Raw genomic sequence first — 26,039 nt, forward strand, 5'->3', positions numbered from 1 at the left:
AGACGAGTCGGGGGAAGGCGGGGGACCTCGCATGCGCAGGCCACGCTGGTGGGCGGAGCTCATACTGATCGCCGCGGTGTACGCGGCCTACTCGTGCGGGCGGCTGCTGGCCCGGGGGGACCGGGCCGCCGCCGTCGACCACGGCCTGGCGGTCCTGCGCGCCGAGGAGACGCTGGGCCTCGACCTGGAGCACCCGCTCAACCGCCTGTTCACGGCGACGCCCGCGCTCGGGATCCCCGCCGACTTCGCGTACGCCTCCCTGCACTACCTGGTCACACCGGCCGTCCTGGTCTGGCTCTTCCGCCGCCGCCCGGCCGCCTACCGGGCCGCCCGCACCTGGCTGATGCTCTCCACGCTGCTCGGACTCGTGGGCTTCACCCTGCTGCCGACCTGCCCGCCCCGGCTGCTCGACCCGGCCCACGGCTTCGCCGACACGATGGCGCGGTTCAGCGCGTACGGCTGGTGGGGCGGGGAGGCGAGCGCGCCGCGCGGACTGGGCGGGCTCACCAACCAGTACGCGGCGATGCCCAGCCTGCACGTGGGCTGGGCGCTGTGGTGCGGGGTGATGCTGTGGCGGTACGGGCGTTCGCCGCTGGTCAGGGCGCTCGGCGTGGCCTATCCGCTGCTCACCGCGCTCGTCGTCATGGGCACGGCGAACCACTACTTCCTCGACGCGGCCGCAGGGGCGGTCGTGATGGGCGCGGGACTGCTCCTCGCCCCGCACGCGATGCGCCTGACGGACCGGGTGATCACGGGCGGATCCCGGCAAAGCGCCCCGCTTGTCGGTGGCGGATGGGAGACTTCCGCGGGTGAGCGCATCCCTGGGCAGCGGTCCGCACCGACCGCCGCAGACGACACTCCGGCATCAGCTCGCTGAGCTGCGCGGACCGGCCTCCCCGCCGCGTCCGCTGGACGCGCGGGCGCTGGCCGCCCTGGCCGCCAATCCAGGCTGCCGGCGGCGGGCGGTCCTCGACGGCGCGGGGATCGACAAGACGGCGCTCGCCGCGAAGCTGGGCGCCCCCTCGGGCTTCGGCCAGTCGCAGTTCGCCATCGCCCGCGGCAACGCCTTCGAGGCCAGGGTGAAGGCGGACGGCGGGCGGGAGCTGCTGCGGCTGCTCGGCATCGAGGAGCCGGCGGAGGCGGACCTGCCGGAGCTCGCGGCGGCCGGGCCCGAGGGCCGGGCCGCCCGTACCGCGCTCGCACTGCGCGAGGCGACGGCGGCGGGCCGCTGGGCGCTGCTCGACCATCCCCTGCTGGCCCTCGAGGTGGCCGGCTCCCCCGTCTACCTGGAGCCCGACGCGGTCGTGGTCCACCCCGACGGGCGGTGGACGGTCGTGGAGATCAAGTCCTTCCCGATGATCGACGGTTCGGCCGACGCCCCGAAGGTGGGCGCGGCGGCCCGCCAGGCCGCGGTGTACGTGCTGGCCCTGGAGCGGGTCGCGGGCGTCACGGAGGGCGCGGAGGTGGCGCACACCGTGCTGCTCGTCTGCCCCAAGGACTTCTCCAACCTGCCGACGGCCTCGGCGGTGGACGTGCGCAAGCAGCTGTCCGTGACCCGCCGCCAGCTGGCCCGGCTGACCCGCCTCGACGAGATCGTGGAGGCGCTGCCGGCGGGCGTCACCTTCGACGTGGCGGCGTGTTCCGCCGAGGAGCTCGCCTCGGCGGTGGAGTGCGTACCCCACGCGTACGCGCCGGAGTGCCTGGCCGCCTGCGAGCTGGCCTTCCACTGCCGCGAGCGGGCCCGGGCCGAGGACGCCGTGACGGCGCTCGGCCGGTCCGTACGGGGCGAGCTGGGCGGCCTGACGACGATCGGTGCGGTCCTGGCCGCGGCGCGCGGCGAGGCCGGCGACCCGGACGACCCGGCGGTCGCGGCGCTGCGCCGGGCCCGCGCGCTGCGGAGCGAGGCGCTCGCGGGGGTGACGGCATGTCGCTGATCTCCGCCCTCGCCCGGATGGAGGCCGTCGAGGCCGGCCGGGCGCAGCCGCTGGCCACGGTCCGGCACCGGCACCTGTCCGAACGCCCGCTCGTCCTGGTGCCGTTGACGACCGCCGGCGAGGCGGGCGCGCCGCTCGGGGCGCTGGTGGGCACCGACGCGGACGAGCCGCGGCTGCTCGTCGTGCCGCAGCCGCGCGACCGTGACCTGCGGTTCGCCTTCCTCGCCGAGCTGGCCGACGAGATCCTGCCGTACGTCGACTCCTTCGCCGAGGTCGTCGAGGCGGCGGAGCGCAACGAGACCGACCCGGAGACCGGCAAGAAGGTCAAGGTCGAGGTCGAACTGTGCGCGGACGCCCCGCAGCTGGTGGTGCCGGGCCGGGCGGCCGTCGAGTACGTCCGCCTCCTCGGACGCTCCACGCGCTTCCGGCGGACCGCCGAGCAGGACCCGGAGACGCCGTTCCCGGCGCCGCCGCGGGTGCCGCTGCTCGGCCGCTGGCTGACCCACTTCGGCGAGCGGGCCCGGGTGCCGGGCTCCTCGCTGCTGGTCGCGGCCACGGACCTGCTGAACCGGCACTGGGCCACGGGCCAGTCCTCGCTGGAGGACCAGCACCTGGGGGCGCTGCTCGCCTGGATCGACACCCCCGAGGGGGAGTCCGGGGCCGAGGCGGCGCTGCGGGTGGAGCTCGGGCGGGACGCACAGGGGCAGTTGCTGTGGCCGCCGGCCGGCCCGGCGACCGACCCGGCCTTCGACAACAAGCTGCTCGCGCCCGCGATCGAGCGCTACGACCGGGCCAGGCAGGCGCTGGGAGCGGCCGAGGACGGCTCCGCCGCCGAGGACGGACTGGCCGGACTGCACCACGCCGAGCGGGAGATCCGCCGGCTGGTCGCGTCCCAGCTGAAGCCCACCTGGGACGCGGTGTGGCGGGCCCTCGGCCTGCTGCGCGAACTTCCGGAGGGGGCCAGGGTGCCCGACCGCTGGACCCGCGACCGCTGGTCCTTCACCGGCCAGCGGGACCGGATCGCGGCGGGCGAGCCGCCGCAGCCGCGCCGGGACGACGCGGTGACCGCCGCGCAGAAGCTGGCCGCGCGCGAGCAGGCGCAGGGCCAGCTGGAGGCGCAGGAGGCGCTCGACGACCCGCTGGTGCTGGCGGGACGGCGGCTCGCGGGCGAGGCGTTCGTGGCGGAGGTCGTCGAGGTGACGATGGCGCGTACGGAGCGGAACCGTCCCCGTCCGCAGCTCACGGTCCGCACGGAGGACCGGCCGCATCTGGGCGCCGGCGTCAGGGTGTACCGCTCGCTGGACGGCAAGCCGCAGTCCGCCGAGTTCGTGGGGATGGAGGAGGACGGGGCGCTGGTGCTGCGGATCCTCGACCGGATGGGCCGCGCGAAGGAGCCGGCGGAGGGCTCGGTGCCGGAGAAGGGCGAGCGGATCGCCTGGACGCTCTTCGAGCACGACCAGCGGGCGGGCGCGAAGCTGCCCGACCCGGAGGAGACCCCGTGGACGCACGGCGGTCCCCCGCGCTCCGACGTCGCCGAACTCCCCGACACTTTCACCCGCGAGGACATCCTGTGAGCCACCGGCCGCCGGCCTTCGACCCGTCCGCGGAGGCCACGCGGGCGACGGACGCCATCCTGGAGAGCACCCTGCACGGGACCGCCCGGGGGGTCGTCGTCGACTCCCCGCCGGGCGCCGGCAAGTCCACCCTCGTCGTGCGGGCCGCGCTCGAACTGGCCGACGCGGGACGCCCGCTGATGGTCGTGGCCCAGACCAACGCGCAGGTCGACGACCTGGTGCTGCGGATCGCCGAGAAGCGGCCCGGCCTCCCGGTGGGCCGGCTGCACTCGAACGACTCCGACCCGTACGACCGGGCGCTGAACGAGCTGGAGCAGGTGCGGAAGTCGGCGAAGGCCGGCGATCTGACGGGGCTTCCGGTGGTCGTGTCGACGGCCGCGAAGTGGGCGCACGTGAAGAACGTGGAGCCGTGGGCGCACGCGATCGTGGACGAGGCGTACCAGATGCGCTCGGACGCGCTGCTCGCGGTGGCGGGCCTGTTCGAGCGGGCGCTGTTCGTCGGCGACCCGGGACAGCTGGACCCCTTCTCGGTGGTGGGCGCGGAGCAGTGGGCGGGCCTGTCCTACGACCCCTCGGCCTCCGCCGTCTCCACGCTCCTGGCGCACAACCCGGAGCTGCCGCAGCACCGCCTCCCGGTGTCCTGGCGCCTCCCGGCGTCCGCCGCCCCGCTGGTGTCCGACGCCTTCTACCCGTACACGCCGTTCCGCAGCGGCACGGATCACGGGGACCGCAAGCTGTCCTTCGGCGTGCCCTCGGACGGCTCGGGGCCGGACCGGGTCCTCGACGAGGCGGCGGAGACCGGCTGGGGCCTGCTGGAGCTGCCCGCCCGGCACACCCCTCGTACGGACCCGGAGGCGGTCCGCGCGGTCGCCCTCGTCGTGCGACGCCTCCTGGACCGCGACGGCGCGGCGGTCAGCGAGCGGTCCGCCGGCCCCGTGCCCCTGACCTCGGACCGGATCGCCGTCGGCACCGCACACCGCGACCAGGCGGCGGCGGTGCGGGCGGCGCTCGCGGAGCTCGGCGTCCCGGGGGTGACCGTGGACACGGCCAACCGGCTCCAGGGCCGGGAGTACGACGTGACGGTGGTCCTGCACCCGCTGTCCGGGCGCCCGGACGCGACCGCCTTCCATCTGGAGACCGGCCGCCTGTGCGTCCTGGCCTCCCGGCACCGGCACGCCTGCATCGTGGTCTGCCGCGCGGGCGTCGCGGACCTCCTGGACGAGCATCCGTCGACGGAGCCGGTCCAGCTCGGCGTCACGGTGAAGTTCCCGGACGGCTGGGAGGCGAACCACGCGGTGCTGTCCCACCTGGCGGAGCACCGGGTGGGCTGGGCGCCGTGACGTCGACGGAAACGCATCCAGGGCCCCCGCACACGACGGACGGCCGACGACGGCGCGGAGGCGCCGGACCCCGCGGACCCACGGGTCTCGCACAGCACCCCGGCGGGGGTGACGCAGGGAAAAGGCACCGAAAAGGCACCCCGGGCCGAGTTCGCCGAGGCCCTCTTGCCAGGCGCGGGAGAATGGAAGGTGGCCCGGGTGTCCGGGCCGCGTGTGTGCGAGGAGGAGAAGGACGATGGCGGAATCCGCGGAGCGGAGCGGGCAGCGGCGGGTCAGGCCGGCGCCGCTGATCTTCGAGCCTGCCGAGGCGACCGCCGACCCGGAGCACTTCTTCGACCTGGAGTCGATCGAGGACCCGCGGGATCTGCTGGCCCGGGCGACCGAGCTGACGCTGGCGTTCCGGGCGGCGACGGACCGGGCGATCGAGTTCCAGGCGATCGCGGCGGCCCAGCTGGCGGACCCGCGGCGGTTCGACCGGCTGACGCCGGCGGACGTGGCCGAGCGGGCGGCATGGACCGAGGACTATGCGCGCAAGATGATCGAGTTCGGGCAGGACCTCATCCGGACGGGCGGCCGCGACCCGGAGGAGTGACCCTCCGGACTACCCGCGCCGACCAGCGCCCTGGCATATGCCGGGGCGCAAGATACTCCTCCCGACCCCGCGCTGTCCGGGTTTCCGACAACCCGCCGCAACGAATCCGTCACGCCCGGTACACCTGGGTGCATGACCACATGGCTGCGCGACGAGACCGCCCCGTACGACATCCTCCGACTCCTGGCGGACCCCGACGAGGGGCGGCACCAGGCCGCGCGGGTCACCGAGGACGGCGCGGCCTGGCTCGCGTCCGCCACCCCCGACGCGTGGGCCACGCTCGGCCGCTGGGAGGCCCGGCCCGCCGCCCCGGCCATGCTGCCCTGCGGCGGGGTCTTCGACGTGGTGAACGTGGAGCCGATCTTCGGGCGCCGGATGCTCGACCGGCTCTGGGCCGAGGGTCCCGGCTCCGGGCCCGTCGCCGTGCACCGGGGCCGGATGCTGCTCTTCGCCGCCCCCGGCACGGCCCAGCGCTTACCGTCCCTGCTCGACTGGGAGGAGTGGGAGAACTCGGTGCCCCGGCCCCTCTGCCACGGCACCGGGGACGCGGTGACGATCCCGCCGCTCTCCCCGCAGGACGGCTCGGGCCCGCGCTGGCTGGTGGCGCCGGACACCCGCACACCCTGGCTGCCGGGACCCGAGGTGCTGCTGTGGGCCTGTGTCCGGGCGGCCCGGGCGGTTTCGACGGCCGACGTGCGGGTATCGATTTTTCCTTCGGCGGATCCTGATGCTAATGTCTACGACGTCAGCAGGCGCCGCTAGCTCAGTTGGTTAGAGCAGCTGACTCTTAATCAGCGGGTCCGGGGTTCGAGTCCCTGGCGGCGCACAGACGGAAGAAGCCCCTCGCGCAAGCGGGGGGCTTCTTCGTGTGCGCGGCGCCTCAGGGCAGCGCGTCGACCCGGGGACCCGTGACGCGGACCGCCCACACGCCGGCCCGGGTCCGCCCGTCGACCTCCACCCGTACGCCGGTGTCCGGCACGGTGAAGGACTCGCCCTCCCGCAGGGGCGCGTCGGCGAGCGGCGGGTAGACCGAGCTCTCCCAGCACGCCTCGGACCTCGGGTGGGTGTCCACGACCTCGACGGGCCCCTCTCCCGACGCCGCCTCGTTGCGGACCCGGTAGACGAGCACGCCCTCGGCGCAGGTGTCCCGGTCGTTCCCGGTCGCCGAGCGCGCCTCGATCGCGAGCACGCTGTCCTCGCCGGTGCGGACGACGGCGAGCCGGGTGCCGAGGGTGCCGCCGGGCACCGGGGCGGCGGCGACCGGCTCCAGCCCGATCGCATGGGTGCCGGGTCCGCGGACGCAGGTCACCTCCGAGCGGTCGAGCCAGCCCAGCTTCCACTTGTGCCAGGCGAAGAGGTCCGGAGCGAGCCCGAACTGGCTGCCCATGACGTCCCAGTCACCCACATGGGTGTCCCAGTCGCCCTTGCCGTCCGTGGGCCGGTGGTAGAGGTCGGGCAGGTCGAAGACGTGCCCGGTCTCGTGGGCGAGGACGTTGCGGTCGGGCGGGTGCCGTTCGAAGACCGTGACGACCCGCTTGAGCTCCGTGCCGTCGGCCTCCAGCGGGTGCTCCAGGTTGACCACCTTGGTGGCGTCGGAGTCCACACCGGGGGCGTCGGGGTCGGCGACCAGATAGACGATGTCGTAGCGGGAGAAGTCGACGGAGTCGTCGGCGGCCCGGATCGCGTCGCGCAGATAGGCCGCACGGTCCTCGGCGCTCCAGTCGCGCCGTATGGCGTAGGCGGTGGAGTCGCGCGGCATCCGGGCCCAGCCGGTCTGGGGGTGCACGCGCAGGCTGAACCGCCCGTAGGAGGCCCGCTCGAAGAACTCGGACGTGCCGGGGAAGTGGTCGGCGGCCAGTTCGGCGGGGCTGGTCAGGGGGGTGGCGTCCGGGAAGGACAGGAAGATCATGACCGCGTCGAGGGGGCGGGTGGGTCTCGGATAGGAGGTGTTCCAGGTGTCGAGGCCGAGCGAGTGGTGGGCGGCGGTACGGGGCAGGGCGCAGGGTCCCGCGGCGGGCGCGGCGACGGCGGGCCCGGCGACCAGCCCGGTCGCGGCGAGCGCGGCGAGGGAGGTGAAGGCCGCCGCACCGGCACGCAGGCGCGAGCGTTGCACTCCCCCGGGTGGCTGCTGACCCCTCACGTGGACCTCCGGCTCCGGAAAGCGTGACACCTCGACCACCTTGTGTCGGTTTGGGAGGTTTCGCACCTTTCCGCTGCCCCGGTCGGGTGAGCGGGACCCGCCGGGTCGACGCGACACGGACGCGCATCAGCTCACGGAAAGTCACATTCGGTCAGAGCATCGTCGACCCGTGTCACACCCGCGCAGAAACGATCGGCCGCGCCTCCGGGTGGGCAGCCTCACAGCCCCCGCGGGCCCGGCGCCCGGCCCCGAAGCTGGAACGGCCCCCGGGCCAGCCTCTATGATCGGCACACTTTCCTTGGCCGACCATTCCGACCACATCTGTACGGCCCGAACGCACTACGGGAGCGAGCGGTGAGCGGAACCTCCGAAGAACCGGTGCCCCCGTCGGCTGAGCCGGTGCTCACAGAGCGTCACGGAAGCGATCCCGATCACGAACTCCCGCCAACGGGGTCCTGGGAGAGCGAACTGCGCGACTACCGCGCCGCCTTCCGGGCCGCCCGGCTCGCCATGGCCGTGGTCGACCGGGACGGCGTCGTCGTCGCGGCGAACGAGGCGCTCGCCACCCTCCTCGGCACCGAGACCGCCGCGCTGCACGAGCAGGCCGCCGCCGAGCTCGTCGACCTGGCCGCCGACGGACGCACCTGGCAGGCGTACCGCGAGGTGCTCCGCGGCCGGCGCTCCCGCTTCCGCTGCACCCGCCGGCTCAAGCACGCCGACGGACGCTCCCTGTGGGCGGAGGTGACCGTCTCCCCCGTGCCCGACAGCCCCCGCGTGCTGCTCACCGTCGCCGACATCAGCGACCGGCGCGATCTCCAGGCCCGGCTGCGCCACCTCCAGATGCACGACCCGGTCACCCGGCTGCCCAACCGCACCCTCTTCTTCGAGCGCCTCACCGCCGCCCTGGAGAGCGCCGCCGCCGAGAGCCCCGCCGACGAGGACCCCCGGGACCGTTCGTACGAGTCGTACGAGTCCTACGGGCATGGCAGAACAGGGCGGATCGGCATCTGCTATCTCGACCTCGACGGTTTCAAGGCCGTCAACGACACCCTCGGCCACCGGGTCGGCGACCGGCTGCTCGCCGCGGTCGCGAACCGGCTCACCGAGTGCGCCGACGGCTACGGCTACACGCGCAACGGCGGGCACCTCGTGGCACGGCTCGGCGGCGACGAGTTCGCGATCCTGGTCGAGGACTCGACCGGCACCGAGCAGCTGGCCGATCTGGCGCAGTCCGTCCTCACCGCGCTCCAGGAGCCCTTCGACCTGTCCGGGCAGCGGCTCTCCGTCTCCGCGTCCATCGGCGTGGTCGAGCGGCGGGCCCACGGCTCCTCGGCGACGTGTCTCATGCAGGCCGCCGACACCACGCTGTACTGGGCGAAGGCCGACGGCAAGGCCCGCTGGACGCTCTTCGACCCGGAGCGCAACGCGCACCGGATGACCCGGCAGGCGCTCTCCTCCACGCTGCGGCCGGCCGTGGAGCGCGGCGAGTTCGCGCTGGAGTACCAGCCGCTGGTGGACCTCGCGAACAGCGCGGTCCGCGGGGTGGAGGCGCTGGTGCGCTGGAGGCACCCGCAGTTCGGCACGCTGACGCCGAATCGGTTCGTCGGGATCGCCGAGGAGGACGGCTCGATCGTCGAGCTCGGGCGCTGGGTGCTGCGGACGGCCTGCCGCCAGGCCCGGCAGTGGCAGAAGGACCACCCGGGCGACCGGCCGATCTTCGTCAGCGTCAACGTGGCGGTGCGCCAGGTCTGGGACTCCGACCTGGTGGCCGATGTCGCGGGCATCCTCGCCGAGACCGGGCTCGCGCCGCATCTGCTCCAGCTGGAGCTGACCGAGTCCGCGGTGATGGGCTCGGCGGGACGCCCGCTCCAGGCGCTCCAGGCGCTCAGCGACATGGGCGTGCGGATCGCCATCGACGACTTCGGCACCGGCTACTCGAACCTCGCCTATCTGAGCCGGCTGCCGGTCTCCGTCCTCAAGCTGGACGGCTCGTTCGTCCGCGGCTTCCAGGACGAGGAGCACGCGAACCCGGCCGACGAGCTGATCGTCGAGGCGCTGGTCCAGCTGGCCCACCGGCTCGGGCTCACGGTCACCGCCGAGTGCGTGGAGACCGCGGGCCAGGCCGCCCGGCTGCGCCGCATCGGCTGCGACACCGGCCAGGGCTGGCTCTACTCGCGGGCGGTGCCCCCGGAGCACATCGCGGACCTCATCGGCGTCGCGCCGCTGCCCGTCTGAGCCGGCCTTCGGGCGCGAGGCGCGGCCCGGCCCCGTGAAGGGCCGCGGGCCCGTCCGTCAGGCCCGCCGGGGCCGGTCCCGTGCCGGCCGGTCCCGCGAGGGCCGCGGCTCCGTGCGGCACCGTCCGGCCGGGGGCGTTCCGCGTCGGGGCGTGGAACTGCCCCCGGCCGGAGGGACATTCCGGGCGGGGGCAGTGGTTCATGCGGTGCGGCGAGGGATCAGCGGGCGGTCAGCAGGCGCCGAGGTCCTGCCAGACGCCCCACTCGCCGGTCGTGCCCGGCTCCTCGTTCTGGGTCCACCACTTGGCCTTCCAGTTGTGGCCCTTGTGGGAGACGGTCTGGCCGCCGGTGTAGACCTGGCCGGCCACGTACGCCGGAGCGGTGCAGCCCGTGGGCGGCGTCGTCGGCGGGGTCGTGGGCGGAGTGGTCGGCGGCGTGGTGGGCGGCGTCGTCGGCGGGGTGGTCGGCGGCGTCGTGGTGGGCGGGGTGGTCGGGCTCGTCGGGGACGAACCGACCGCGGTCACGATCTGGTTGAAGAGCGTGGCGTTGGCGTCCAGGCCGAGCAGCGAGTACATCATCGCGCCGGCGAGACCGCGCTGGTGGGCGTAGTCGGCGCGGGCCTGGATGGTGCGCTGGTCGAGACCGGTGAAGAACTCGCCGTCCTTGTAGAAGTAGGCGGACTTGGCCTGGTCGTCCCAGAAGGTGCTCGCCGCGTTGTCGACGATGCCGCCGAGCTCCTTGTAGTACGCGATGCCGGCCGCCTGGCTGAGCGGGCGGGCGTTGGAGCCGCCGGTCGCGGTCTGGGCGAGGCCGTTGGTGCCGCCGGCCGGGACGCCCTTCCAGCCGCGGTAGTAGAACTCGTAGCCGAGGGTCAGCTTGCCGGCGGGGAAGCCGCCGGTGATGCCGTAGGCGGGCTTGCCGTCGATCCAGGAGTCGATGGCGTTGTCGATCGAGTACTTCTCGGTGCCCGGCTTGATGGGGTCGGTCGGGTCGTTCGCACCGGAGTACAGCGGGGACTGGTGGTACGTCGGCCCGTCGCCGTCCCAGGCGCCGTGCATGTCGTACGTCATGATGTTCGCGTAGTCGAGGTACGCGCCGATCTTGTCCGTCTCGATGTTCTTGATCTTGTCCTGGCCGGCCGGCAGCGCGGCGGTCAGCAGGTACTTCTTGCCGCCGTGGGCGGCCCCGTACTCGTCGAGCTGCTTGCGGAACTCGGCGAGCAGGAGGGTGAAGTTCTGCTTGTCCTCGGGGGCGTAGTGGTTGCCGAGGTGCCCGTCGGGCGAGCCGGGGTACTCCCAGTCGATGTCGATGCCGTCGAAGATGCCGGCCGCGGAGCCGGGGCCGCCGTAGCCGCCCTCGACCGGGAGGTCGCCCTGGATGTACTGCTTGATGCAGGAGGCGACGAGCTTCTTGCGGGAGGCGTCGGTCTTGGCCGCGTCCGAGAAGTACTTGGAGTAGGACCAGCCGCCGATCGAGATGTTGATCTTCAGGTGGGGGTGCTTCGCCTTCAGCTCCTTGAACTGGTTGAAGACACCCACGATCGGCTGGTCCCACTTGTCGGCCACGCCGTCGACGCTGTCCGCGGCCGAGAACGACTTCTGGTAGTCGGCGTACGAGTCGCCCGCGCCGTCGCCGGCGCTGGGGTTGTTGTCGTCGCCCGCGGCCTTGTTGGCCTCGAAACAGGTGAGGTCGGTCGGGTGGATGTTCCCGAACGAGTAGTTGATGACATCCAGTTTGGCCGCGATGCCCCGCTCGTCGAGGTGCTTCGGGTAGAAGGCGTTCCCGTACACGCTCCACTGGTCGTAGTAGGCGATCTTGACGCCGCCGGTGGACGGGGCGGCGGCGGTCTCGGCGGCCTGGGCGGAGCCGAGGCCGACGGTGGTGGCGAACGCGCCGGCGGCGAGTGCCGAACTCAGCAGGGCGGCGATCAGTGGTTTGCGGGGGTGCACGTGCGGCCTCCGGGAGGGGTGGCGGTACGGAAGTTGGAGCAGTGATATCCGCCGCATGAACAGCGCGTCAATGGTCTGAACCAGATTGAGGACTAGACCAATTGGCGGGCGAAAGCCCTCGTCAGAGACGTGCAGCACAGAAGAGAACCGCCCGCCACCATGGGTGACGAGCGGTTTAAGGCTCACTTAAAACTCCCGCGCCCGCCGGTTCGGGGACGAACCAACGGGCGGGGAAATTCCGCTTAGCGGAGCTCCGCGGGCGCATCCGGCGCGAGCTCGGGCAGTCCGTAGGCGTCGGCGATCAGCTCGTAACTGCGCAGTCGCGCCTCCCCGCCGTGCGCGTTGGCCGTGATCATCAGCTCGTCGGCGCCGGTCCGCTTCTGCAGCCCGTCCAGGCCCTCGCGCACCTCGTCGGGCGTGCCGTGGACGATGTTCGCGAGCCAGCCGTCGACGAACTCCCGCTCGGCGGAGCTGAACGGGTACGCCTCCGCCTCCTCCGGCGTCGGGACCAGACCCGGCCGGCCGGTACGCAGCCGCAGCATCGACAGGGCGCCGGTCAGCACCTGGCGACGGGCCTCCTCCGCCTCGTCGGCGGCGAGCGCGGCGACGCCGATCAGGGCGTACGGCGCGTCGAGCACCGCCGAGGGCCGGAAGGACTCCCGGTAGAGGTCCAGGGCGGGGATCGTGTTGCGCGCCGAGAAGTGGTGGGCGAAGGCGAAGGGCAGCCCGAGCAGGCCGGCGAGCCGCGCGCTGAAGCCGGAGGAGCCGAGCAGCCAGACCGGCGGCCGCCCCTTCGGCCCCTGCACGGGGCCGGGCACGGCGTGGATCCGCGCGTACGGGTGCCCGTCCGGGAAGTCGTCGTCGAGGAAGCGGGTCAGTTCGGCCAGCTGCTGCGGGAACTCGTCGGCACCCTCGTCCAGCGTCCCGGTACGGCGCAGCGCGGCGGCGGTCGCCCCGTCGGTGCCGGGGGCGCGGCCCAGACCGAGGTCGACCCGGCCCGGGGCGAGCGCCTCCAGGGTGCCGAACTGCTCGGCGATCACCAGCGGCGCGTGGTTGGGCAGCATCACGCCGCCCGAGCCGAGCCGGATGCGGCTGGTGTGGGCGGCCAGGTGGGCCAGGATCACGGCGGGCGAGGAGGACGCGACGCCGGGCATGGAGTGGTGCTCGGCGACCCAGTGCCGGTGGTAGCCGCGCCGCTCGGCGAGCCGGCTGATGCCGACACTGGTGGCGAGCGCCTGGCTCGCGGTGCGCCCGCTGCCGACGGTCACCAGGTCCAGTACGGACAGCGGTACGGGCGCGGTGCCGCGCGCCTCTCCTCGAATCGCGTCTCGAATCGCGTCGCTCACCGTGGACGGCCTTCCTGCGCTGTGACGAACGGGTGTGGGGGGACGGGGGAGATCCGCCGGGAACTGCTCCGGGTGATCCCCGTCAGCTAACAGGAGGGGGTCTCCGGTTATTCCGGCGAAAAAATCTTCACGTCCGGAGGGCGCCCGAACGCCCGTGCGGCAGGCCCCGCCCACCCCCCTGACCTGAGCCTCTCACGCAAGGCTGTGACCATGGCATATGCCAGAGTGGCGCATCGCAGCCCACGGCCCGTGGGCACCGCATCAATCTCGCCAACAGCCGCCCCGTAACGGGTGCTTGGCGGCTATCGTGGTACGGAAGCTTGCGGTCACAACCTGGTAGGGGGAAACCGTGGCGCTGAAGCCCGAGCCCACCGCACCGTTCCACTCGGTGCAATACGCCCTGCGCGTGCTTGAGACGGTCTCACGGCACGGCGGAGGCGTGACGGACGTGCAGATCGCACGGGAGACCGGCCTGCCGACCGCCCATCTCACGTCCATGCTCCTGATGCTGCGCCGCGAGGGCTACGTGGAGCAGGTCTCCGACGGCGCCTACGTCATCGGCGACTCCCTGGTCCTCCTCGGCTCCGGCAGCACCCGCCGCGAGGCCCTGGAGCTCAAGCTCCAGGAGACCCTGACCGAGCTGCGCGACTCGGTCGGCGCCGCGGTCTACATCAGCCGCTACATCGACGGCGAGGTGAAGATCACCCAGTTCGCCGACGGTCCGCGCACCCCCAAGGTCAACGAGTGGGTGGACTTCCGCTCGGCCGCCCACGCCAGCGCGGTCGGCAAGTGCCTGCTGACCCAGCTCGACCTCAACGGACGCCGGGACCACCTGGCGCGGCACAAGATCGCCCGGCTGACCTCCCGGACGATCACCAACGAGAAGGTGCTGTTCTCCAAGCTGGACAGCCAGCCGCCGACGGTCCCCGTGCTCGACCTCCAGGAGTACGCGGTGGGCACGGTCTGCGCCGCGGTGCCACTGACCGCCGGGGCGGCCGTCGGCTGCCTGGCCCTCTCCCTGCCGCTGGAGCACGCCCACCGGCTCCGCTCGGCGGCCGACATGCTGAACCGCCGGGCCGCCCCGGTGGTGCTCTCCCTGGCGATCTGAGTCCGGCCCGGTCACCCGCCCGGGGTGACCACCGGGGTGGTCACGAGCACCCCTCGGGACCGGGTAGTATTTTCTCTGTCAGCAGGCGCCGCTAGCTCAGTTGGTTAGAGCAGCTGACTCTTAATCAGCGGGTCCGGGGTTCGAGTCCCTGGCGGCGCACAGACAGGAAGGCCCCTCGCGAGAGCGAGGGGCCTTCTGCTTTGCCCGTCCCGCCACGCCCGGAGGCAGGCGAGGACGGCCGGCACCCGGCGGTGGGCGCCCTCGGCCGGGCCATGGGCGCAGGGGGTGGGCCGGGGATGGGTCCGGCCCTACCCTCGCGGCGGCGGGACCCGGCCGGGCGGGGGCGGGACCCGGCCGGGCGGGGGCGGGTCCTGGCCCGGCGGCGCGGGGGGCTGTCCGGGCGGGGGCGGGTCCTGGCCGGGGAAGGGCCGGTTCTGCCGTTCGTACCGCCTGCGCACCCGTTCCCGCCCGGCGGGGGTGAGCGGCTCGTACGGCGCGGTCGGTGCCGGGCGCCACCAGAGGGGGTCGGGGGTGGTGAGGCCGGCGCGGCGGAGGGCCACGCGATGGATCTTGTTGGTGGCGGTGAGCGGGAGTTCGGGCATGACGCGGACGTAGCTCGGGGGCATCTTGGTACCCAGGTCGCCCTGGGCTTCGAGGAAGGCGGCGAAGGCCGTCGGATCGAAGACGGCGCCGGGGCGCAGGGCGAGCGCGGCCATGACCTGGTCGCCGGAGACCGGGTCGGGGACGGCGTAGACGGCGACGCCCGCGGCACGGTCCCACCGGGCGAGGATGTTCTCGATCATCGCGGCGGCCAGGTTCTCGCCGTCGACGCGCAGGCGGTCGTCGGTGCGGCCCGCGAAGTAGAGGAAGCCGTCGGTGTCGCGGTAGAAGAGGTCGCCGGTCCAGTACCAGCCCCCGCGCAGCCGGGCGGCGTCCGCCTCGGGATTGCGCCAGTAGCCCTCGAAGGCACTGCGGCCGCGGTTGACCAGCTCGCCGACGGCCTCGTCGGCGTTGAGGAGGACGCCGGTGGCCGAGAAGCGGGCGGGCGGGCACGCGCGGCGGGTCTCCGGGTCGACCACGGCCAGGTCGTCGCCGGGCGCGGCGCGGCCGATGGCTCCGGCCGGGGTCCCGGCGGTCCGCTGGATCGCGGCGCCGCCCTCGGAGGAGCCGTACCCCTCCACGAGGCGCGCCCCGAAGCGGGCCTCGAAGCGGGCCGCGTCGACCGCGCCCGCCTCGGTGCCGAAGCCGAGCCGGAGGCGGTGGTCGCGGTCGTCGGGGCCCTCGGGGGTGGCCAGCAGGTACTGGACGGCGCGGCCGACGTACGTGAAGTACGTGGCGCCGAAGCGGCGGACGTCGGGCAGGAAGCGGGAGGCCGAGAAGCGGGCCCGGAGCGCGATGTCGGCGCCTGCGGCGAGGGCGGGCGCCCAGTCGGCGATGACGGCGTTGCCGTGGAACATCGGCATGCAGACGTAATGCGTGTCGTCGCGCGTGACGCCGAACCGGGAGACGAGTGCGGCGCCGGCGGCGGCGAGCCGCCCCTGGGAGCAGACGGCCGCCTTCGGGGCGCCGGTGGAGCCGGAGGTGAAGTACAGCAGCAGCCGGCTGTCGGGGCGGGCGGCCCGGAGGAAGGCGTCGTCGGGCGTGGCCGTGGCGTAGGGCGCCAGGAGGGCGGCGTAGGCGTCGGTGTCCGTGACGAGGATGCGGAGCCCGGGCAGCGGGAGGCCGTCGAGGAGCGGCAGGTGGGCGCGCTGGGTGACCAGGACCCGGCAGGCGGTGTGCCGGATGTCCCGGGCGAGTTCGGCGCCGCGCCGGGTGGGGTTGATCCCGGCCACGGCGGCCCCCGCGAGGGCCGCCGCGCCGAGCCAGAGCGGGTACTCCGGTGTGTTGTCGAGCAGGAGGCCGAGGTGCGGCTCGCTCCCCGGCCGGTCGGGCATCAGCTCCGTGAGCAGGGCGGCGCGCGCGGCGGCGCCGGAGGCGACCTGGTGGTGGGTGAGGGTGGTGTGCTCGTCCCTCAGTCCGGTCCGGTGGTCGCCCCACTGGCGTCGTACGAGTTCCGCGACGGTCCCCATGCGGCGGGATGGTAGCTGACGCTCTGTCAGAACTGAACGTCCGAGCACGCGTAGAAGGCGTTCCCGGTGTCCGCGACGGTCCACACCGCCAGGATCAGGTGGCGGCCGGTCTTGCCCGCCGGGACGGTCCCGGTGTGCGAGAGGGTCGAGGGCGGCTGCTGGTTGTTGTAGGGGACGACCAGGAAGGGCTGGCTGTCGAGGTCGGCCCTGGTCAGGGCCTTGGTGCCGGTCCAGCCGTTCTTGGTGATGTAGTAGCGGAAGTCCGTGGTCGCGTGGCGGGCCGTGAACTGCCAGCGGAAGGTGTAGCTCTGGCCCGCGGTGACCCTGGTGGTGGGCCAGGTGCCGTTGCGGGGGGCGTCGAGCTGGGCGAAGCGGGAGTTCCCGCCGGCGCAGATCTTCCCGTCGGCGGGGCCCGCGGCCGGGAAGCCCTTGAGCCCCTCGACCGACTGCGGCTCCCACTGGATGTCGCCGCAGTTGGTCACGGTGCCGTTGGCGCAGAGCTTCTGGCGGCTGATCGGCGAGTCGGTGTAGCCGTGGCTGCTCGCACTGGTGGTCGCGAAGAGGGAGGCCGCGGCGACGCCGAGCGCCACGGCCGCCACTCCTGTCTTTTTGCGCATGCTGTCGCTCCAGGAGAACGTGGGGGAGTTCTGTGGGCTGTGCTGCACGCGTGCAGGGTGAACGGTTCCGGTCTAGACCAAGTACCAAGGTAGGGACGGAACTTGAACATGTCCATACCAAAGGAGGGGGCGGGGGCGAGCGGGCCGGGGCCGCCCGGCGCCCGGGGACGGCACCCGGCCGGAACGGGGAGGGGCGGACGCGCGGAGGTCCCCGCGGAGAACTCCGCGGGGACCTCCGTCAGCGGGGCCGGGCCCGGCTACGCGCCTTCCACCGGCGCCGTACGACCGGTGTAGAACGCCACCGTCAGGTCCTTCACCAGCGCCTTCCGCTCGTAGTCGTCCAGCTCCACCAGACCACGAGAGGTCAGCCGGTGGACCACGTCGTCCACCGCGTCCACCACCGAGGTCAGCACGCTGTCCCGGTGCTTCGCGTCGATCGCCGCGATCCGGCGGCGCTGCATCGCCGCGGCGACCTCGGGGGCGTACTCGATCCGGGTCGGCTGCACCGAGAACACGTCGATGCCCACCGGCGCGCACTCCGCCGACAGCAGCCGGGTCAGCGCCTCACCGACCGCCTCCGAGTCGCGCAGCGTCGGCGCGTCCTCGTGGAACGCGTCGGCCGGCAGCTGCGACAGCACGCGGGCCATCGCCGCCTCCACCTGCTCGCGCAGGTACTCCTCGTGCCGGTCGACCCCGAGCACGGCGCGCACGGTGTCCCGGATCCGCCACACGACGAGGACGACCACGTCCAGCGCCGTGCCCTTCGCGTCGACGGCCGGCAGCGGCTCGCTCCGCCAGTGCCGCAGGCGTACGTCGACGCGCCGGCGGAGGAGCAGCGGGCTCACCCAGAGGAGTCCGGTACGGCGGACGGTGCCGCGGTACTCCCCGAAGAGCGTCAGGACCAGGGCGTAGCCCACCCGCCCGCGGCCGAGCCCGCCGAGGAAGAAGAGGGTCAGCACCACCCCGAGCGCCAGCAGGGCCCATTGCCAGAGGTGGATCCCGTGGTACGGCCGCGCGGGCACGTGCAGCATCCGCGTCACCTCGGCGGGCACCGCCCCCGTCCACCACACCAGGGCGGCGCACCCCGCGAGCGCGAGCAGTCCCCCGGCCACCCCGACCCACCCGGGCAGCACCGGCCCCGACCGCTCGACCAGCTTCGGATCGGCGGTCGGCGCCGGGCGGGCGGACGCGGCGGCGTGGCGGGCGGGCCGGGGCCCGGACGTCCCGCCCTTCCCCTTCCGCGCCGCCATCTTCGACGCGCCCGGCGCCCCGGACAGCTTGGGCACGGGCACGGTGGCCGGCCCCCCGTCGTCCGCGCCGTCCGGCTCGTCCCGGAACAGCAGGTGCACGGGAATGGACCCGGTCGTCTCGGCCCCGATCACGTTCCGCCGCCGGGCGCTGCCGTTGCTGACGTTGCCCGGGTTGTTGCCGAGGTTGGTGCTGGGGCTGGTGCCGGCCTTGGGGCCGGCGTGGGGGTTGGGGTCGGGGTTGGGTTCGGTGCTGACGTGGGGCTTGCCGGGGGCGTCGGTGGCGCCGTCGGCCTTGCCCCCGCGCGGGACGACCTCGACGGAGGCGGCGACGGGCACGGCGACGCTTCTGACCCGGCCGCCGGCGATCCAGCGGGGGTCGACGGCCCCGTCCCGGCCGGGCGCGGCCGCCGTGGCCCGTGCCCCGGCCGCCGAACTCGCGGGAGCAGCGCCCTTCGTGGCCGGGGCGCCGGGCGGGTCGGTGCCCGGTCCGGCGGCAGCGCCGGGGGGCACCGCCGCTCGTGCGCCCGGCGCGTCACCGGGTCGGGCCCCGCGCGGTGCGCCCGAACCGGCGGGCGCCGCGGTGGCGGAGCCGGACGCCGTCGGGCCGGGCGCCGCCGTCGAGGCCGTGGCGGCCGCGGCCCGCGCGGCCGCGTCGCCCGGTGTCGTCCCGGGGCGGGTCAGGCCGGGGGAGGTGGCGCGCGGGCCGGACTGCGGCGCGGCCCCCGAAGGAACGGGGCCGACGGCCGCCGTACCCGTACGGCTCGCCCCGGGCGTCGCGGGCCGCAGGCCCGGCCGGGCCTGCTGCGGCGAGCCGCCCGAGCCGGCGGCGGCCGGCGCGGCCGCGTCGGGGCCGGCGGTCCTGGTGGCGGACGCCTCTCCGGGAGCCGCGGGGACGGCGCCGGGTCCGCTGCTGGCGGCGTCCGGACCGGCCGGTCGAGGCGAGGCGGCCTCGGCGTGGGCGACGGCGTGGGGGTCGGCGGAAGCGGCGCGCGTGGTGGCGGCGGTGCCCGGCCGGGCGAGGCCGGGCGCCCCGCCGGGCGAGCCGGGCTGCCGCGCGGCGTCCGAACCGGCGGTGGGCGCGGCGGAGTCGGCCCGCGGACCGAGGTCACGTGCCGCCTCGGTCCCGGGGGTGAGGCCCGACGGGACGGTGCGCGGACCGGCGCCCGGAGCGGTCGGGGCCCCTGCGGCAGCGCCCCGCGCAGGGGCGGAGCCGACCGGGCTCCCGCCCGGGCCGGCCGGAGCGGGCGCACCGACGGGCGAGCCGGGCTCGGGTGCGGCAGCCGAACCGACCGTGGGCGCCGCGATGGTGGCGCCGTGGGCCGGGCCGGGCGGCTGGGTGCGCGGAGCGGCGGCGGCCGCCGCCGAGGGGACCTGCGGGTCGGCGGCGGGGCCGGACGCGGTCCCGGGGACGCGCTGCGGGGCGGCGGACCCAGCTCCGGGGACCTGCTGCGGGGCGGCGGACCCAGCTCCGGGGACCTGCTGCGGGGCGGCGGCGAGGCCGGACGCGGTCCCGGGGACACGCTGCGGGGCGGCGGACCCGGCACCGGCGGCCTGCTGCGGGGCGGCGGACCCGGCGTTCCGCGCGTCGGTCGCGACGGGGGCGGCCGTGGCCGGTGCCGTCGCGGCGCCGGGCCGGACGGCCGGATCGCCGGCCGGACGCACGTCGGCCGTCCCGCCGGGCGCCGTCGCACCGGGCGCCGCCGCACCGGCCGGTGCTGCCGTGTGCGGTCCAACGCCTGCCCGCGGTGAGGCCGCGCTCGGGCCGGACACGGGACGTGCGGCTTCCGGCGACGCGATGCGCGCCGTCGGTCCGGCTGCCGTGCCCGGGCCGCCTGGCCCGTCCGCCGGCGGGACGACGGCGCCCGTGGCCGCACGGGGAGATCCGGCAGCCGAGGACCCGGCGGCCGGCGCACCCGCTGCGGCACCGGCCACGGCCGGGCTCGCTCCGACGGCACCGGACGCCGCCGAGGGCGCGGCGCTCACCGCAGCCGCGGCGGCCGCCGCCGGCGCCGGGGCGACCGGCCCCGTCTCCGTTCCCCGCCCTCCCGCACCGCCCGCGGCGGCACCGCCCGCGGTCGGCACCGTGCCCGGCAGCGGGCCCGCGCCCGCCGCCTGGGCCGCACCCGCGGCGGAACCCGTACCCGTGTCTCCGGCCCCCGTGTCTCCGGTCGCGACCGCGCCGGCGGACGAGGCCGGGGCGGAGCCCTGACCGGCAGGCGGGACTCCACCCCCGGGGGTCCCCGCGCCACCGGTGGCCGAGGCCCCCGGACCGGCGTCGGACGGACCCGTGCCACCCGGAGGCCCGGTCGGCCGTAGCCGGCCGTCGGTCAGGCGGCGGGCCGTGCGGGCCGCGTCCCGGCTGGCGGCCGCGCCGGAGTCCGGGGGGTTCGGGGTCGATGCCGTCATTCGGTCCACCTCATGTTCTCGGGGTCATCGGAACAAGCGCCGCCAGGTCTCCGGACCCGGGTAGCCGTCGGCCGCGCCGCCGCGCCAGCCCTGGGCCTGCTGGAAGGCCTCGACGTTGCGGCGGTCCGCCTCCGTCCACCGCGGACCGGGGCCCGACACGTAGTGCCTGCCGTAGCCCCGCTTCACCAGTTGTTTGCCCAGCTTCTCCACATATGCGTTGGATTGGCCCGGACGGAAGTAGCCACGCCCGGGGAACCCGTTCGCAGTTGCGCTCGACCCGCCCGAACCACTCGAACCGCCGATGTCCCGGCCCTGGCCGGAGACGAGCAGCGCCCAGGTCCGCGGGCCGGGCAGACCGTCGGCCGCGCCGCCCTTCCAGCCCTGGGCCTGCTGGAAGGCCTGGGTCGCACGGCGGTCCGCCTCGCCCCAGCGCGGCCCGGGGCCCTGGGTGTAGAAGCTCTTGCCGCCCCGTGCGACCAGCAGCTTCCCGAGCTGCGTGATGTACGCGTTGTTCGCGCCGGGGCCGAACATCGCCGCCCCCGGGAAGGGCGTCGCCGTCGGCGTGCCCGACGCGCCGCCTCCCGTGCTGCCGCCGCTGACCACGCCCTTGTAGCGGTAGGCCACGTAGCGGTCGGAGTTCGCCCAGTACGCGAGCGGTGTCGCCTGCTTCCGCGCGCGGGGCTTCGTCTGCTCGTAGGCGGTGTACGAGGCGTGGGTGTAGTCCGTCCACCCTCCGAAGATCGTCACGTGCGAGCCGCGCGTCGGGTCGGCCGGGTTGTGGAAGAGGAGGATGTCGCCGGGCTGCAGGTCGGCCCGGTCGATCCGGTCGGCGAAGCGGTCGAGGCTGCCGGTCCACTCGTTGCTGGGGAGGTTCCAGGCCATCGAGATGTAGCCGGAGCAGTCCTGGCGGTAGCCGTCGCTCCAGTACCGCTCCATCGAGTACGGGACTCCCGCGGTGACCCAGGTCTTCGCCCGGTTGACGATCTCGGTCCGGGTCGTCTTCCGCAGGGACGGGAGCGAGATCTGACTGGTCGTCGGGGCCGCGCCCGGGGACGGCGGTGCGCCCGGCCCGAGAGCGCCGCCGTGCAGCGGACCGCGGTCGCCCTGAGGGGTGTCCGCGTCCGGGTCCGCGGGGACAGTGCCGCCGTCGGTGATCTCCGCCGCGTCCCCCGCCCGCGCGCCGGCGGCCCCCGCTCCCCCGCCCAGGACCACCCCCGCCGCCGTCACCAGGACCAGCGCCCGGCGGGCGCCGTGCGCCGACCGGTGGCCTCCCGCGCGTACGGGGAGACCCAGCGCGAGGTCGCGCCGCTGCCGGGCGCAGCCCGCGCAGCCGCAATCGGCCGCGGGCTCGATCTCTTCGAAGACCGGCACAGTCATGGGTTCCCCTCCACACTCGTCAAGATCTTCTGGCGCTCCTGCACGGGCGTCAGTGTCTCAACTGTCCGGACATATCGCATTTTGACGGATCGAAGGCACGATACGACCATCCGACAGGCCGGGCGGACCGTAAATGGTCAAGAGCACGGTCAGGCGTCCTGTAGAGTTATCTCTGTCAGCAGGCGCCGCTAGCTCAGTTGGTTAGAGCAGCTGACTCTTAATCAGCGGGTCCGGGGTTCGAGTCCCTGGCGGCGCACGCGAAGACCGAGGCCCTTCACCGGATGGTGAAGGGCCTCGGTCGTTTGCCCGTTCTCCTCTACAGTGAGCGGGACCCGACCTCCCGCGGCGGCTCCGGGCTCCTCCCGCGGTCCGTGAGCCCGCGGTCGAGGACCGGGCCGGCCGGCGGCCGGCGTCTTCCGCCCCGTCGGCCGGCCCCCGGTCTCCGGCGTGCCCGCCGGCCGCGCCGCCCCGCCTGCGTCAGCCCCGGGTCCCCGTGAGGTAGGCCGACACCACCACGTTCGCCGAGTACGTCCCGCTCTCCCGGTCGAAGGTGCCCCCACACGTGATCAGGCGCAGCTCCGCCCGGTCCGGGACGTGCGGACCGTAGGCCTTGCGGGCGTCGAAGCCCGCTCTCGGATGGACCTGGACGTCGTCGATCGTGAATTCCGCGACGCTTCCGTCCGATCGGGTCACGGCGACCGTCGCACCGGGCCGGGCCGCGCTCAGGCCGTAGAAGACGGCGGGGCGGGTCTCGGTGTCGACGTGGCCGACGAGCAGGGCGGGCCCGGGGGCGCCCGGCCGGACGCCGGCGCCGTACCAGCCGACGGTGTGCGGCATCTCGTACGGGGGCGGTTCGATCGCCCCGTCCGCGTCGAGGCCGCGGGACACGACCGGCGCGGAAATCCCGAGCGAGGGGATCGCGACGCGGCGCGGCTCGACGGGGGCCAGCGGGGTGCGGGCCGGGGGCAGCGGGGCGCCGGGCGGGCGGCCGACGGCGGCGATGTCGCCGGTCGTCGGGGCCGAGCCGCCGACGGGCCCCTCGACCGCGTCGCCGCCCCAGAGCCACAGGCCGAGGAACAGGACCGCCCAGGCCGTCCCGGTCAGCGCCCGGCCGGACGTCATCCGGGTCAGTCCGTGCCCGTACCGCGGCGTCGGGCGCTGCGGAAGGCGACGGCGACCGCGGCGACCGCGGCCAGGCCGAGGCCCAGGAGGGTGTACGGGGTGCCGAGACCCGCCGCGTCGGCCGTCTGCGCGACGCCGGGCGCGGCCGGGGCGGCGAAGGCGGCCGCGCCACCGCCGCCCGCGTGGACCGGGGCGATCGGGGACGGGTGGTGGGTGGGCCGGTGGGTCGGCTCCTCGTGGTGCCTGACCTGGACGCTGCCGGCGTCGTGGTGGTCGTGGCCGTCACAGGTCACGCTGACCCGGTACGTGCCGCTCTCGAGTCCGTGCTTGACCGTCGCGGCGCCGGACAGCGCGCCCTTCCCGCCGCCCCGCCCGGTGAGCTCGGCGTCCGCGGCGAAGGCCTGGGACCTGGCGGCGCCGGTGGTGCCCTTGCAGCCGGTGACACGGACGTCGACGTCGGCGCCGGGCGCGGCGGTGGACGGGCTGACGGTGACCCGCACTCCGTCGTGGGCGAGGGCGGTGCCCGCCGTGGGCGCGAGCACCAGCACCACGGCCGCTCCTGCGGCACGGAGAGCGATGGGACCTGAACGCATGGTGACCTCCTGGTACTGGCAGGGTCACCCGGTTCGGTCCGGTCCGCATCCCCGGAGGGCCGACCGGGGGCCTCGCCGGCGAGGTCAGATCCGGTCGACGAGATCCGCGATCGACTTCACGATCTTCGACGGGCGGAACGGGAAGCGGTCGATCTCCGCCTGCGTGGTCAGGCCGGTGAGCACCAGGAAGGTCTGCATGCCCGCCTCCAGGCCGGCCAGGATGTCGGTGTCCATCCGGTCGCCGATCATGGCGCTGGACTCGGAGTGGGCGCCGATCGCGTTCAGGCCGGTGCGCATCATCAGCGGGTTCGGCTTGCCGGCGAAGTACGGCTCCTTGCCGGTCGCCTTGGTGATCAGCGCGGCGACCGACCCGGTGGCGGGCAGCGGGCCCTCCAGCGAGGGGCCGGTCTCGTCGGGGTTGGTGCAGATGAAGCGGGCGCCGGCGTTGATGAGCCGGACCGCCTTGGTCATGGCCTCGAAGGAGTAGGTGCGGGTCTCGCCGAGGACCACGTAGTCGGGGTCGTGGTCGGTGAGGACGTAGCCGATGTCGTGCAGCGCGGTGGTGAGGCCGGCCTCGCCGATGACGTACGCGGTGCCGCCGGGGCGCTGGTCGTCGAGGAACTTGGCGGTGGCGAGCGCCGAGGTCCAGATGTTCTCGACGGGGACCTGGAGGCCCATGCGGGCCAGCCGGGCGTGGAGGTCGCGCGCGGTGTAGATCGAGTTGTTGGTGAGGACCAGGAAGGGCTTCCCGGTGTCCCGCAGCTTCGTGATGAACGCGTCGGCGCCGGGGATCGGCACGCCCTCGTGGATGAGGACGCCGTCCATGTCGGTGAGCCAGGATTCGATCGGCTTGCGCTCTGCCATGGGGTGCGGGACTCCTGCCGTGCGAGTGCCGTGCGTGTACGACTGCCGTACACCACGTGCGGTGTGCTGGGGGCGACGCGACAGCGCTGTGGCGACGCCCCCAGCCTAGGTCAGGAAGGGCTGCCCCGGACCCCGTCGATCACCACCCGGTACCGGTTGCCGGATCCGGTGCGACGGAAGCGGAAGCCGGCGTTCGCGCCCCCGGCCGGGACGGCGACCGTGACGGACGGCGGCCGCGGGACGACGTCCGCCGTGCGACTCCTGACCACGGTCGGCGTGCCGCGCCGTTGGAGGAGGCGAGGACCTGGGCGCGCGGGGCACGCCAACGCCCCTGATTCCTCGGGGGCGTTGGCCCTGGGTCCGTACCCGTTATGCTTCCGCTGCGCTTCGGGGCGGCGACGGGGACGTGCGGTGAGCCCTCAGCTGCCGGTCGCGGACTTCCAGGCGTCCACGTACGCCGTCAGGTTCGTGGCGATGTCCGACCAGTCCGGCTCGAAGACCTCGACGCCGGTCATCAGCTTGCCGAGCTCGACGGCGTCGGCGTCGGTGGGCTTGACGTCCCTGCGGACGGAGAAGCCGCCGCCGACCGAGCTGACCTCGCGCTGCGCCTGCTCGCCGAGCATGAAGTCGAGCAGCTTCCTGCCGTTCTCGCTGTGCGGGGCGCCCTTCACCAGGCCGGCGGCGTAGGGCAGGGCGAAGGTGGTGGGCCGGGCGCCCTCCTTCGCGGGGAACCAGATGGCGAGGTTCGGCATGGACCTGGCCTGCGCGAAGTTCATCTGGACGTCGCCGTTGGCGACGAGGATCTCGCCCTTGTCGACCTTGGGGGCCAGCTTGGAGGTGGAGGAGGACGGGCCGACGTTGTTGGCCTGGAGCTTCTTCAGGTACTCCATCGCCGGCTCCTTGCCGCCGAAGTCGTGCATGGCCTTGATGAGCACGGCGGTGCCGTCGCCCGCCACGCCGGGGGTGGAGTACTGCACCTTGTTCTCGAACCTGCCGTCGAGCAGCTGCTCCCACGTGGTGGGCGCGGTCGGCAGCTCCTTCCTGTTGTGGACGAAGCCGAAGTAGTTGTTGACGACGGAGATCCACGTGCCGTCGTCGGCCTTGTCGGCACCGCCGACCATGGCGGCGTCCTTCGGCGTGTACGCCTGGAGGAGCCCCTTGGCATCGGCCTGCTGGATGAACGGCGGCAGGGTGACGAGCAGGTCGGCCTGGGTGTTGTTCTTCTCGCGGGCGGCGCGCTGCACCATCTCGCCGGAGCCGCCCTCGACGTACTCGACCTTGATGCCGGTCTGCTTCTCGAAGTCCTCGAAGACCTTGTCGTACCAGCCGTCGCCCGCCTCGCCCTTGAGGCCGTCGGCGCTGTAGACGGTGACGACCTTCTCCTCGGCGGCGGCGGTGGAGCCGCCGCAGGCGGTGAGGGCGGCGGCGAGGGCGAGGCTGCCGGCGAGGGCGGTGACCGGCTTGAGGTGACGGGGCTTGATGCGCATGGCGTCGTTCTCTCCTGGCGATACGGGGGGGGGAGGG

Annotated in this window: 19 protein-coding genes and 3 tRNA genes; 11 read left to right on the forward strand and 11 right to left on the reverse strand. The window is 74.4% G+C overall.

The genetic code is table 11. The annotated features are described in order from the left end of the window. Nucleotides 1-31: 31 nt before the first annotated feature. The 7 genes from ACGF1Z_RS10820 to ACGF1Z_RS10850 all read left to right on the forward strand — a co-directional run bounded on the left by ACGF1Z_RS10820 (nucleotide 32) and on the right by ACGF1Z_RS10850 (nucleotide 6,266). Nucleotides 32-877 carry a phosphatase PAP2 family protein gene (locus ACGF1Z_RS10820; RefSeq protein WP_393002182.1) on the forward strand — a complete coding sequence of 282 codons (846 nt, stop codon included), beginning with the start codon at nucleotides 32-34 and terminating at the stop codon, nucleotides 875-877. Then, on the forward strand, nucleotides 810-1,934 hold the full coding sequence (locus ACGF1Z_RS10825; RefSeq protein ID WP_393002184.1) for a hypothetical protein: 1,125 nt from the start codon (nucleotides 810-812) through the stop codon (nucleotides 1,932-1,934). Before ACGF1Z_RS10820 ends, ACGF1Z_RS10825 begins: the two co-directional genes overlap by 68 nt. Beyond that, nucleotides 1,925-3,508: a hypothetical protein gene (locus ACGF1Z_RS10830; protein ID WP_393002186.1), complete on the forward strand. Its 1,584-nt coding sequence runs from the start codon at nucleotides 1,925-1,927 to the stop codon at nucleotides 3,506-3,508. Before ACGF1Z_RS10825 ends, ACGF1Z_RS10830 begins: the two co-directional genes overlap by 10 nt. Then, the gene (locus ACGF1Z_RS10835) at nucleotides 3,505-4,848 is read left to right on the forward strand and encodes an AAA domain-containing protein (RefSeq protein WP_393002188.1); all 1,344 of its coding nucleotides are present in this window, start codon (nucleotides 3,505-3,507) and stop codon (nucleotides 4,846-4,848) included. The genes ACGF1Z_RS10830 and ACGF1Z_RS10835 overlap by 4 nt, the downstream gene beginning before the upstream one ends. 235 nt (nucleotides 4,849-5,083) lie before the next feature. Beyond that, nucleotides 5,084-5,440, forward strand: a complete 357-nt coding sequence (locus tag ACGF1Z_RS10840; protein WP_393002190.1) for a hypothetical protein — start codon at nucleotides 5,084-5,086, stop codon at nucleotides 5,438-5,440. Nucleotides 5,441-5,572: 132 nt separating this feature from the next. Then, a complete protein-coding gene (locus ACGF1Z_RS10845; protein WP_393002192.1) occupies nucleotides 5,573-6,202 on the forward strand; it encodes a bifunctional DNA primase/polymerase in 630 nt (209 codons plus the stop codon). Continuing rightward, nucleotides 6,193-6,266 (forward strand) — tRNA-Lys (locus ACGF1Z_RS10850). The genes ACGF1Z_RS10845 and ACGF1Z_RS10850 overlap by 10 nt, the downstream gene beginning before the upstream one ends. 54 nt (nucleotides 6,267-6,320) lie before the next feature. Here ACGF1Z_RS10850 and ACGF1Z_RS10855 read toward each other — a convergent pair. Next, nucleotides 6,321-7,553 carry a M6 family metalloprotease domain-containing protein gene (locus ACGF1Z_RS10855; RefSeq protein WP_393002194.1) on the reverse strand — a complete coding sequence of 411 codons (1,233 nt, stop codon included), beginning with the start codon at nucleotides 7,551-7,553 and terminating at the stop codon, nucleotides 6,321-6,323. 381 nt (nucleotides 7,554-7,934) lie between these two features. Here ACGF1Z_RS10855 and ACGF1Z_RS10860 point away from each other — a divergent pair, with 381 nt between their 5' ends. Continuing rightward, nucleotides 7,935-9,815 carry a putative bifunctional diguanylate cyclase/phosphodiesterase gene (locus tag ACGF1Z_RS10860; protein ID WP_393002196.1) on the forward strand — a complete coding sequence of 627 codons (1,881 nt, stop codon included), beginning with the start codon at nucleotides 7,935-7,937 and terminating at the stop codon, nucleotides 9,813-9,815. A gap of 229 nt (nucleotides 9,816-10,044) precedes the next feature. Here ACGF1Z_RS10860 and ACGF1Z_RS10865 read toward each other — a convergent pair whose 3' ends face one another. Together ACGF1Z_RS10865 and ACGF1Z_RS10870 are read right to left on the reverse strand one after the other, a co-directional pair. Further along, nucleotides 10,045-11,763, reverse strand: a complete 1,719-nt coding sequence (locus tag ACGF1Z_RS10865; RefSeq protein ID WP_393002198.1) for a glycosyl hydrolase family 18 protein — start codon at nucleotides 11,761-11,763, stop codon at nucleotides 10,045-10,047. A gap of 242 nt (nucleotides 11,764-12,005) precedes the next feature. Then, nucleotides 12,006-13,097 carry an LLM class flavin-dependent oxidoreductase gene (locus tag ACGF1Z_RS10870; RefSeq protein WP_393002469.1) on the reverse strand — a complete coding sequence of 364 codons (1,092 nt, stop codon included), beginning with the start codon at nucleotides 13,095-13,097 and terminating at the stop codon, nucleotides 12,006-12,008. A 361-nt stretch (nucleotides 13,098-13,458) separates the two neighbouring features. Here ACGF1Z_RS10870 and ACGF1Z_RS10875 point away from each other — a divergent pair, with 361 nt between their 5' ends. Both ACGF1Z_RS10875 and ACGF1Z_RS10880 read left to right on the forward strand, forming a co-directional pair. Continuing rightward, nucleotides 13,459-14,217, forward strand: a complete 759-nt coding sequence (locus tag ACGF1Z_RS10875) for an IclR family transcriptional regulator (protein ID WP_393002200.1) — start codon at nucleotides 13,459-13,461, stop codon at nucleotides 14,215-14,217. Nucleotides 14,218-14,302: 85 nt separating this feature from the next. Next, nucleotides 14,303-14,376: transfer RNA gene (locus ACGF1Z_RS10880), tRNA-Lys, on the forward strand. A 149-nt stretch (nucleotides 14,377-14,525) separates the two neighbouring features. Here the strand turns inward: ACGF1Z_RS10880 and ACGF1Z_RS10885 are convergent. The 4 genes from ACGF1Z_RS10885 to ACGF1Z_RS10900 form a co-directional block, all read right to left on the reverse strand. Further along, the gene (locus ACGF1Z_RS10885) at nucleotides 14,526-16,286 is read right to left on the reverse strand and encodes an AMP-binding protein (RefSeq protein WP_393002202.1); all 1,761 of its coding nucleotides are present in this window, start codon (nucleotides 16,284-16,286) and stop codon (nucleotides 14,526-14,528) included. Between the two features lie 26 nt (nucleotides 16,287-16,312). Beyond that, nucleotides 16,313-16,903 (reverse strand): lytic polysaccharide monooxygenase, encoded by a 591-nt coding sequence (locus tag ACGF1Z_RS10890; protein WP_393002471.1) that lies wholly within the window; start codon nucleotides 16,901-16,903, stop codon nucleotides 16,313-16,315. Between the two features lie 257 nt (nucleotides 16,904-17,160). After that, nucleotides 17,161-19,815 (reverse strand): SPFH domain-containing protein, encoded by a 2,655-nt coding sequence (locus tag ACGF1Z_RS10895; RefSeq protein WP_393002204.1) that lies wholly within the window; start codon nucleotides 19,813-19,815, stop codon nucleotides 17,161-17,163. Between the two features lie 768 nt (nucleotides 19,816-20,583). Next, on the reverse strand, nucleotides 20,584-21,936 hold the full coding sequence (locus tag ACGF1Z_RS10900) for a peptidoglycan-binding protein (protein WP_393002206.1): 1,353 nt from the start codon (nucleotides 21,934-21,936) through the stop codon (nucleotides 20,584-20,586). A 182-nt stretch (nucleotides 21,937-22,118) separates the two neighbouring features. Here ACGF1Z_RS10900 and ACGF1Z_RS10905 point away from each other — a divergent pair. After that, nucleotides 22,119-22,192, forward strand: a tRNA-Lys gene (locus tag ACGF1Z_RS10905). A gap of 221 nt (nucleotides 22,193-22,413) precedes the next feature. Here ACGF1Z_RS10905 and ACGF1Z_RS10910 read toward each other — a convergent pair. The 4 genes from ACGF1Z_RS10910 to ACGF1Z_RS10925 form a co-directional block, all read right to left on the reverse strand. After that, nucleotides 22,414-23,058, reverse strand: coding sequence for a class F sortase (locus tag ACGF1Z_RS10910; protein WP_393002208.1), 645 nt, complete (start codon nucleotides 23,056-23,058; stop codon nucleotides 22,414-22,416). Nucleotides 23,059-23,063: 5 nt separating this feature from the next. Then, on the reverse strand, nucleotides 23,064-23,651 hold the full coding sequence (locus ACGF1Z_RS10915; protein WP_393002210.1) for a hypothetical protein: 588 nt from the start codon (nucleotides 23,649-23,651) through the stop codon (nucleotides 23,064-23,066). A gap of 84 nt (nucleotides 23,652-23,735) precedes the next feature. Continuing rightward, nucleotides 23,736-24,515, reverse strand: a complete 780-nt coding sequence (locus ACGF1Z_RS10920; protein WP_393002212.1) for an HAD-IIA family hydrolase — start codon at nucleotides 24,513-24,515, stop codon at nucleotides 23,736-23,738. A gap of 419 nt (nucleotides 24,516-24,934) precedes the next feature. Then, complete coding sequence (locus ACGF1Z_RS10925; protein WP_393002214.1) at nucleotides 24,935-26,002, reverse strand: 2-aminoethylphosphonate ABC transporter substrate-binding protein; 1,068 nt, start codon at nucleotides 26,000-26,002, stop codon at nucleotides 24,935-24,937. Between the last annotated feature and the right edge of the window lie 37 nt (nucleotides 26,003-26,039).

It is taken from the genome of Streptomyces sp. NPDC048018, assembly GCF_043202995.1.
In the GTDB taxonomy this organism is placed as follows: domain Bacteria; phylum Actinomycetota; class Actinomycetes; order Streptomycetales; family Streptomycetaceae; genus Streptomyces.

Bases quoted from the DNA above. Each gene is read 5' to 3' on its own strand.
- ACGF1Z_RS10820 (WP_393002182.1), top strand. From the start codon at position 32: ATGCGCAGGCCACGCTGGTGGGCGGAGCTCATACTGATCGCCGCGGTG.
- ACGF1Z_RS10830 (WP_393002186.1), top strand. From the start codon at position 1,925: ATGTCGCTGATCTCCGCCCTCGCCCGGATGGAGGCCGTCGAGGCCGGC.
- ACGF1Z_RS10840 (WP_393002190.1), top strand. From the start codon at position 5,084: ATGGCGGAATCCGCGGAGCGGAGCGGGCAGCGGCGGGTCAGGCCGGCG.
- ACGF1Z_RS10845 (WP_393002192.1), top strand. From the start codon at position 5,573: ATGACCACATGGCTGCGCGACGAGACCGCCCCGTACGACATCCTCCGA.
- ACGF1Z_RS10885 (WP_393002202.1), bottom strand. From the start codon at position 16,286: ATGGGGACCGTCGCGGAACTCGTACGACGCCAGTGGGGCGACCACCGG.
- ACGF1Z_RS10890 (WP_393002471.1), bottom strand. From the start codon at position 16,903: ATGCGCAAAAAGACAGGAGTGGCGGCCGTGGCGCTCGGCGTCGCCGCG.
- ACGF1Z_RS10900 (WP_393002206.1), bottom strand. From the start codon at position 21,936: ATGACTGTGCCGGTCTTCGAAGAGATCGAGCCCGCGGCCGATTGCGGC.
- ACGF1Z_RS10910 (WP_393002208.1), bottom strand. From the start codon at position 23,058: ATGACGTCCGGCCGGGCGCTGACCGGGACGGCCTGGGCGGTCCTGTTC.
- ACGF1Z_RS10915 (WP_393002210.1), bottom strand. From the start codon at position 23,651: ATGCGTTCAGGTCCCATCGCTCTCCGTGCCGCAGGAGCGGCCGTGGTG.
- ACGF1Z_RS10920 (WP_393002212.1), bottom strand. From the start codon at position 24,515: ATGGCAGAGCGCAAGCCGATCGAATCCTGGCTCACCGACATGGACGGC.
- ACGF1Z_RS10925 (WP_393002214.1), bottom strand. From the start codon at position 26,002: ATGCGCATCAAGCCCCGTCACCTCAAGCCGGTCACCGCCCTCGCCGGC.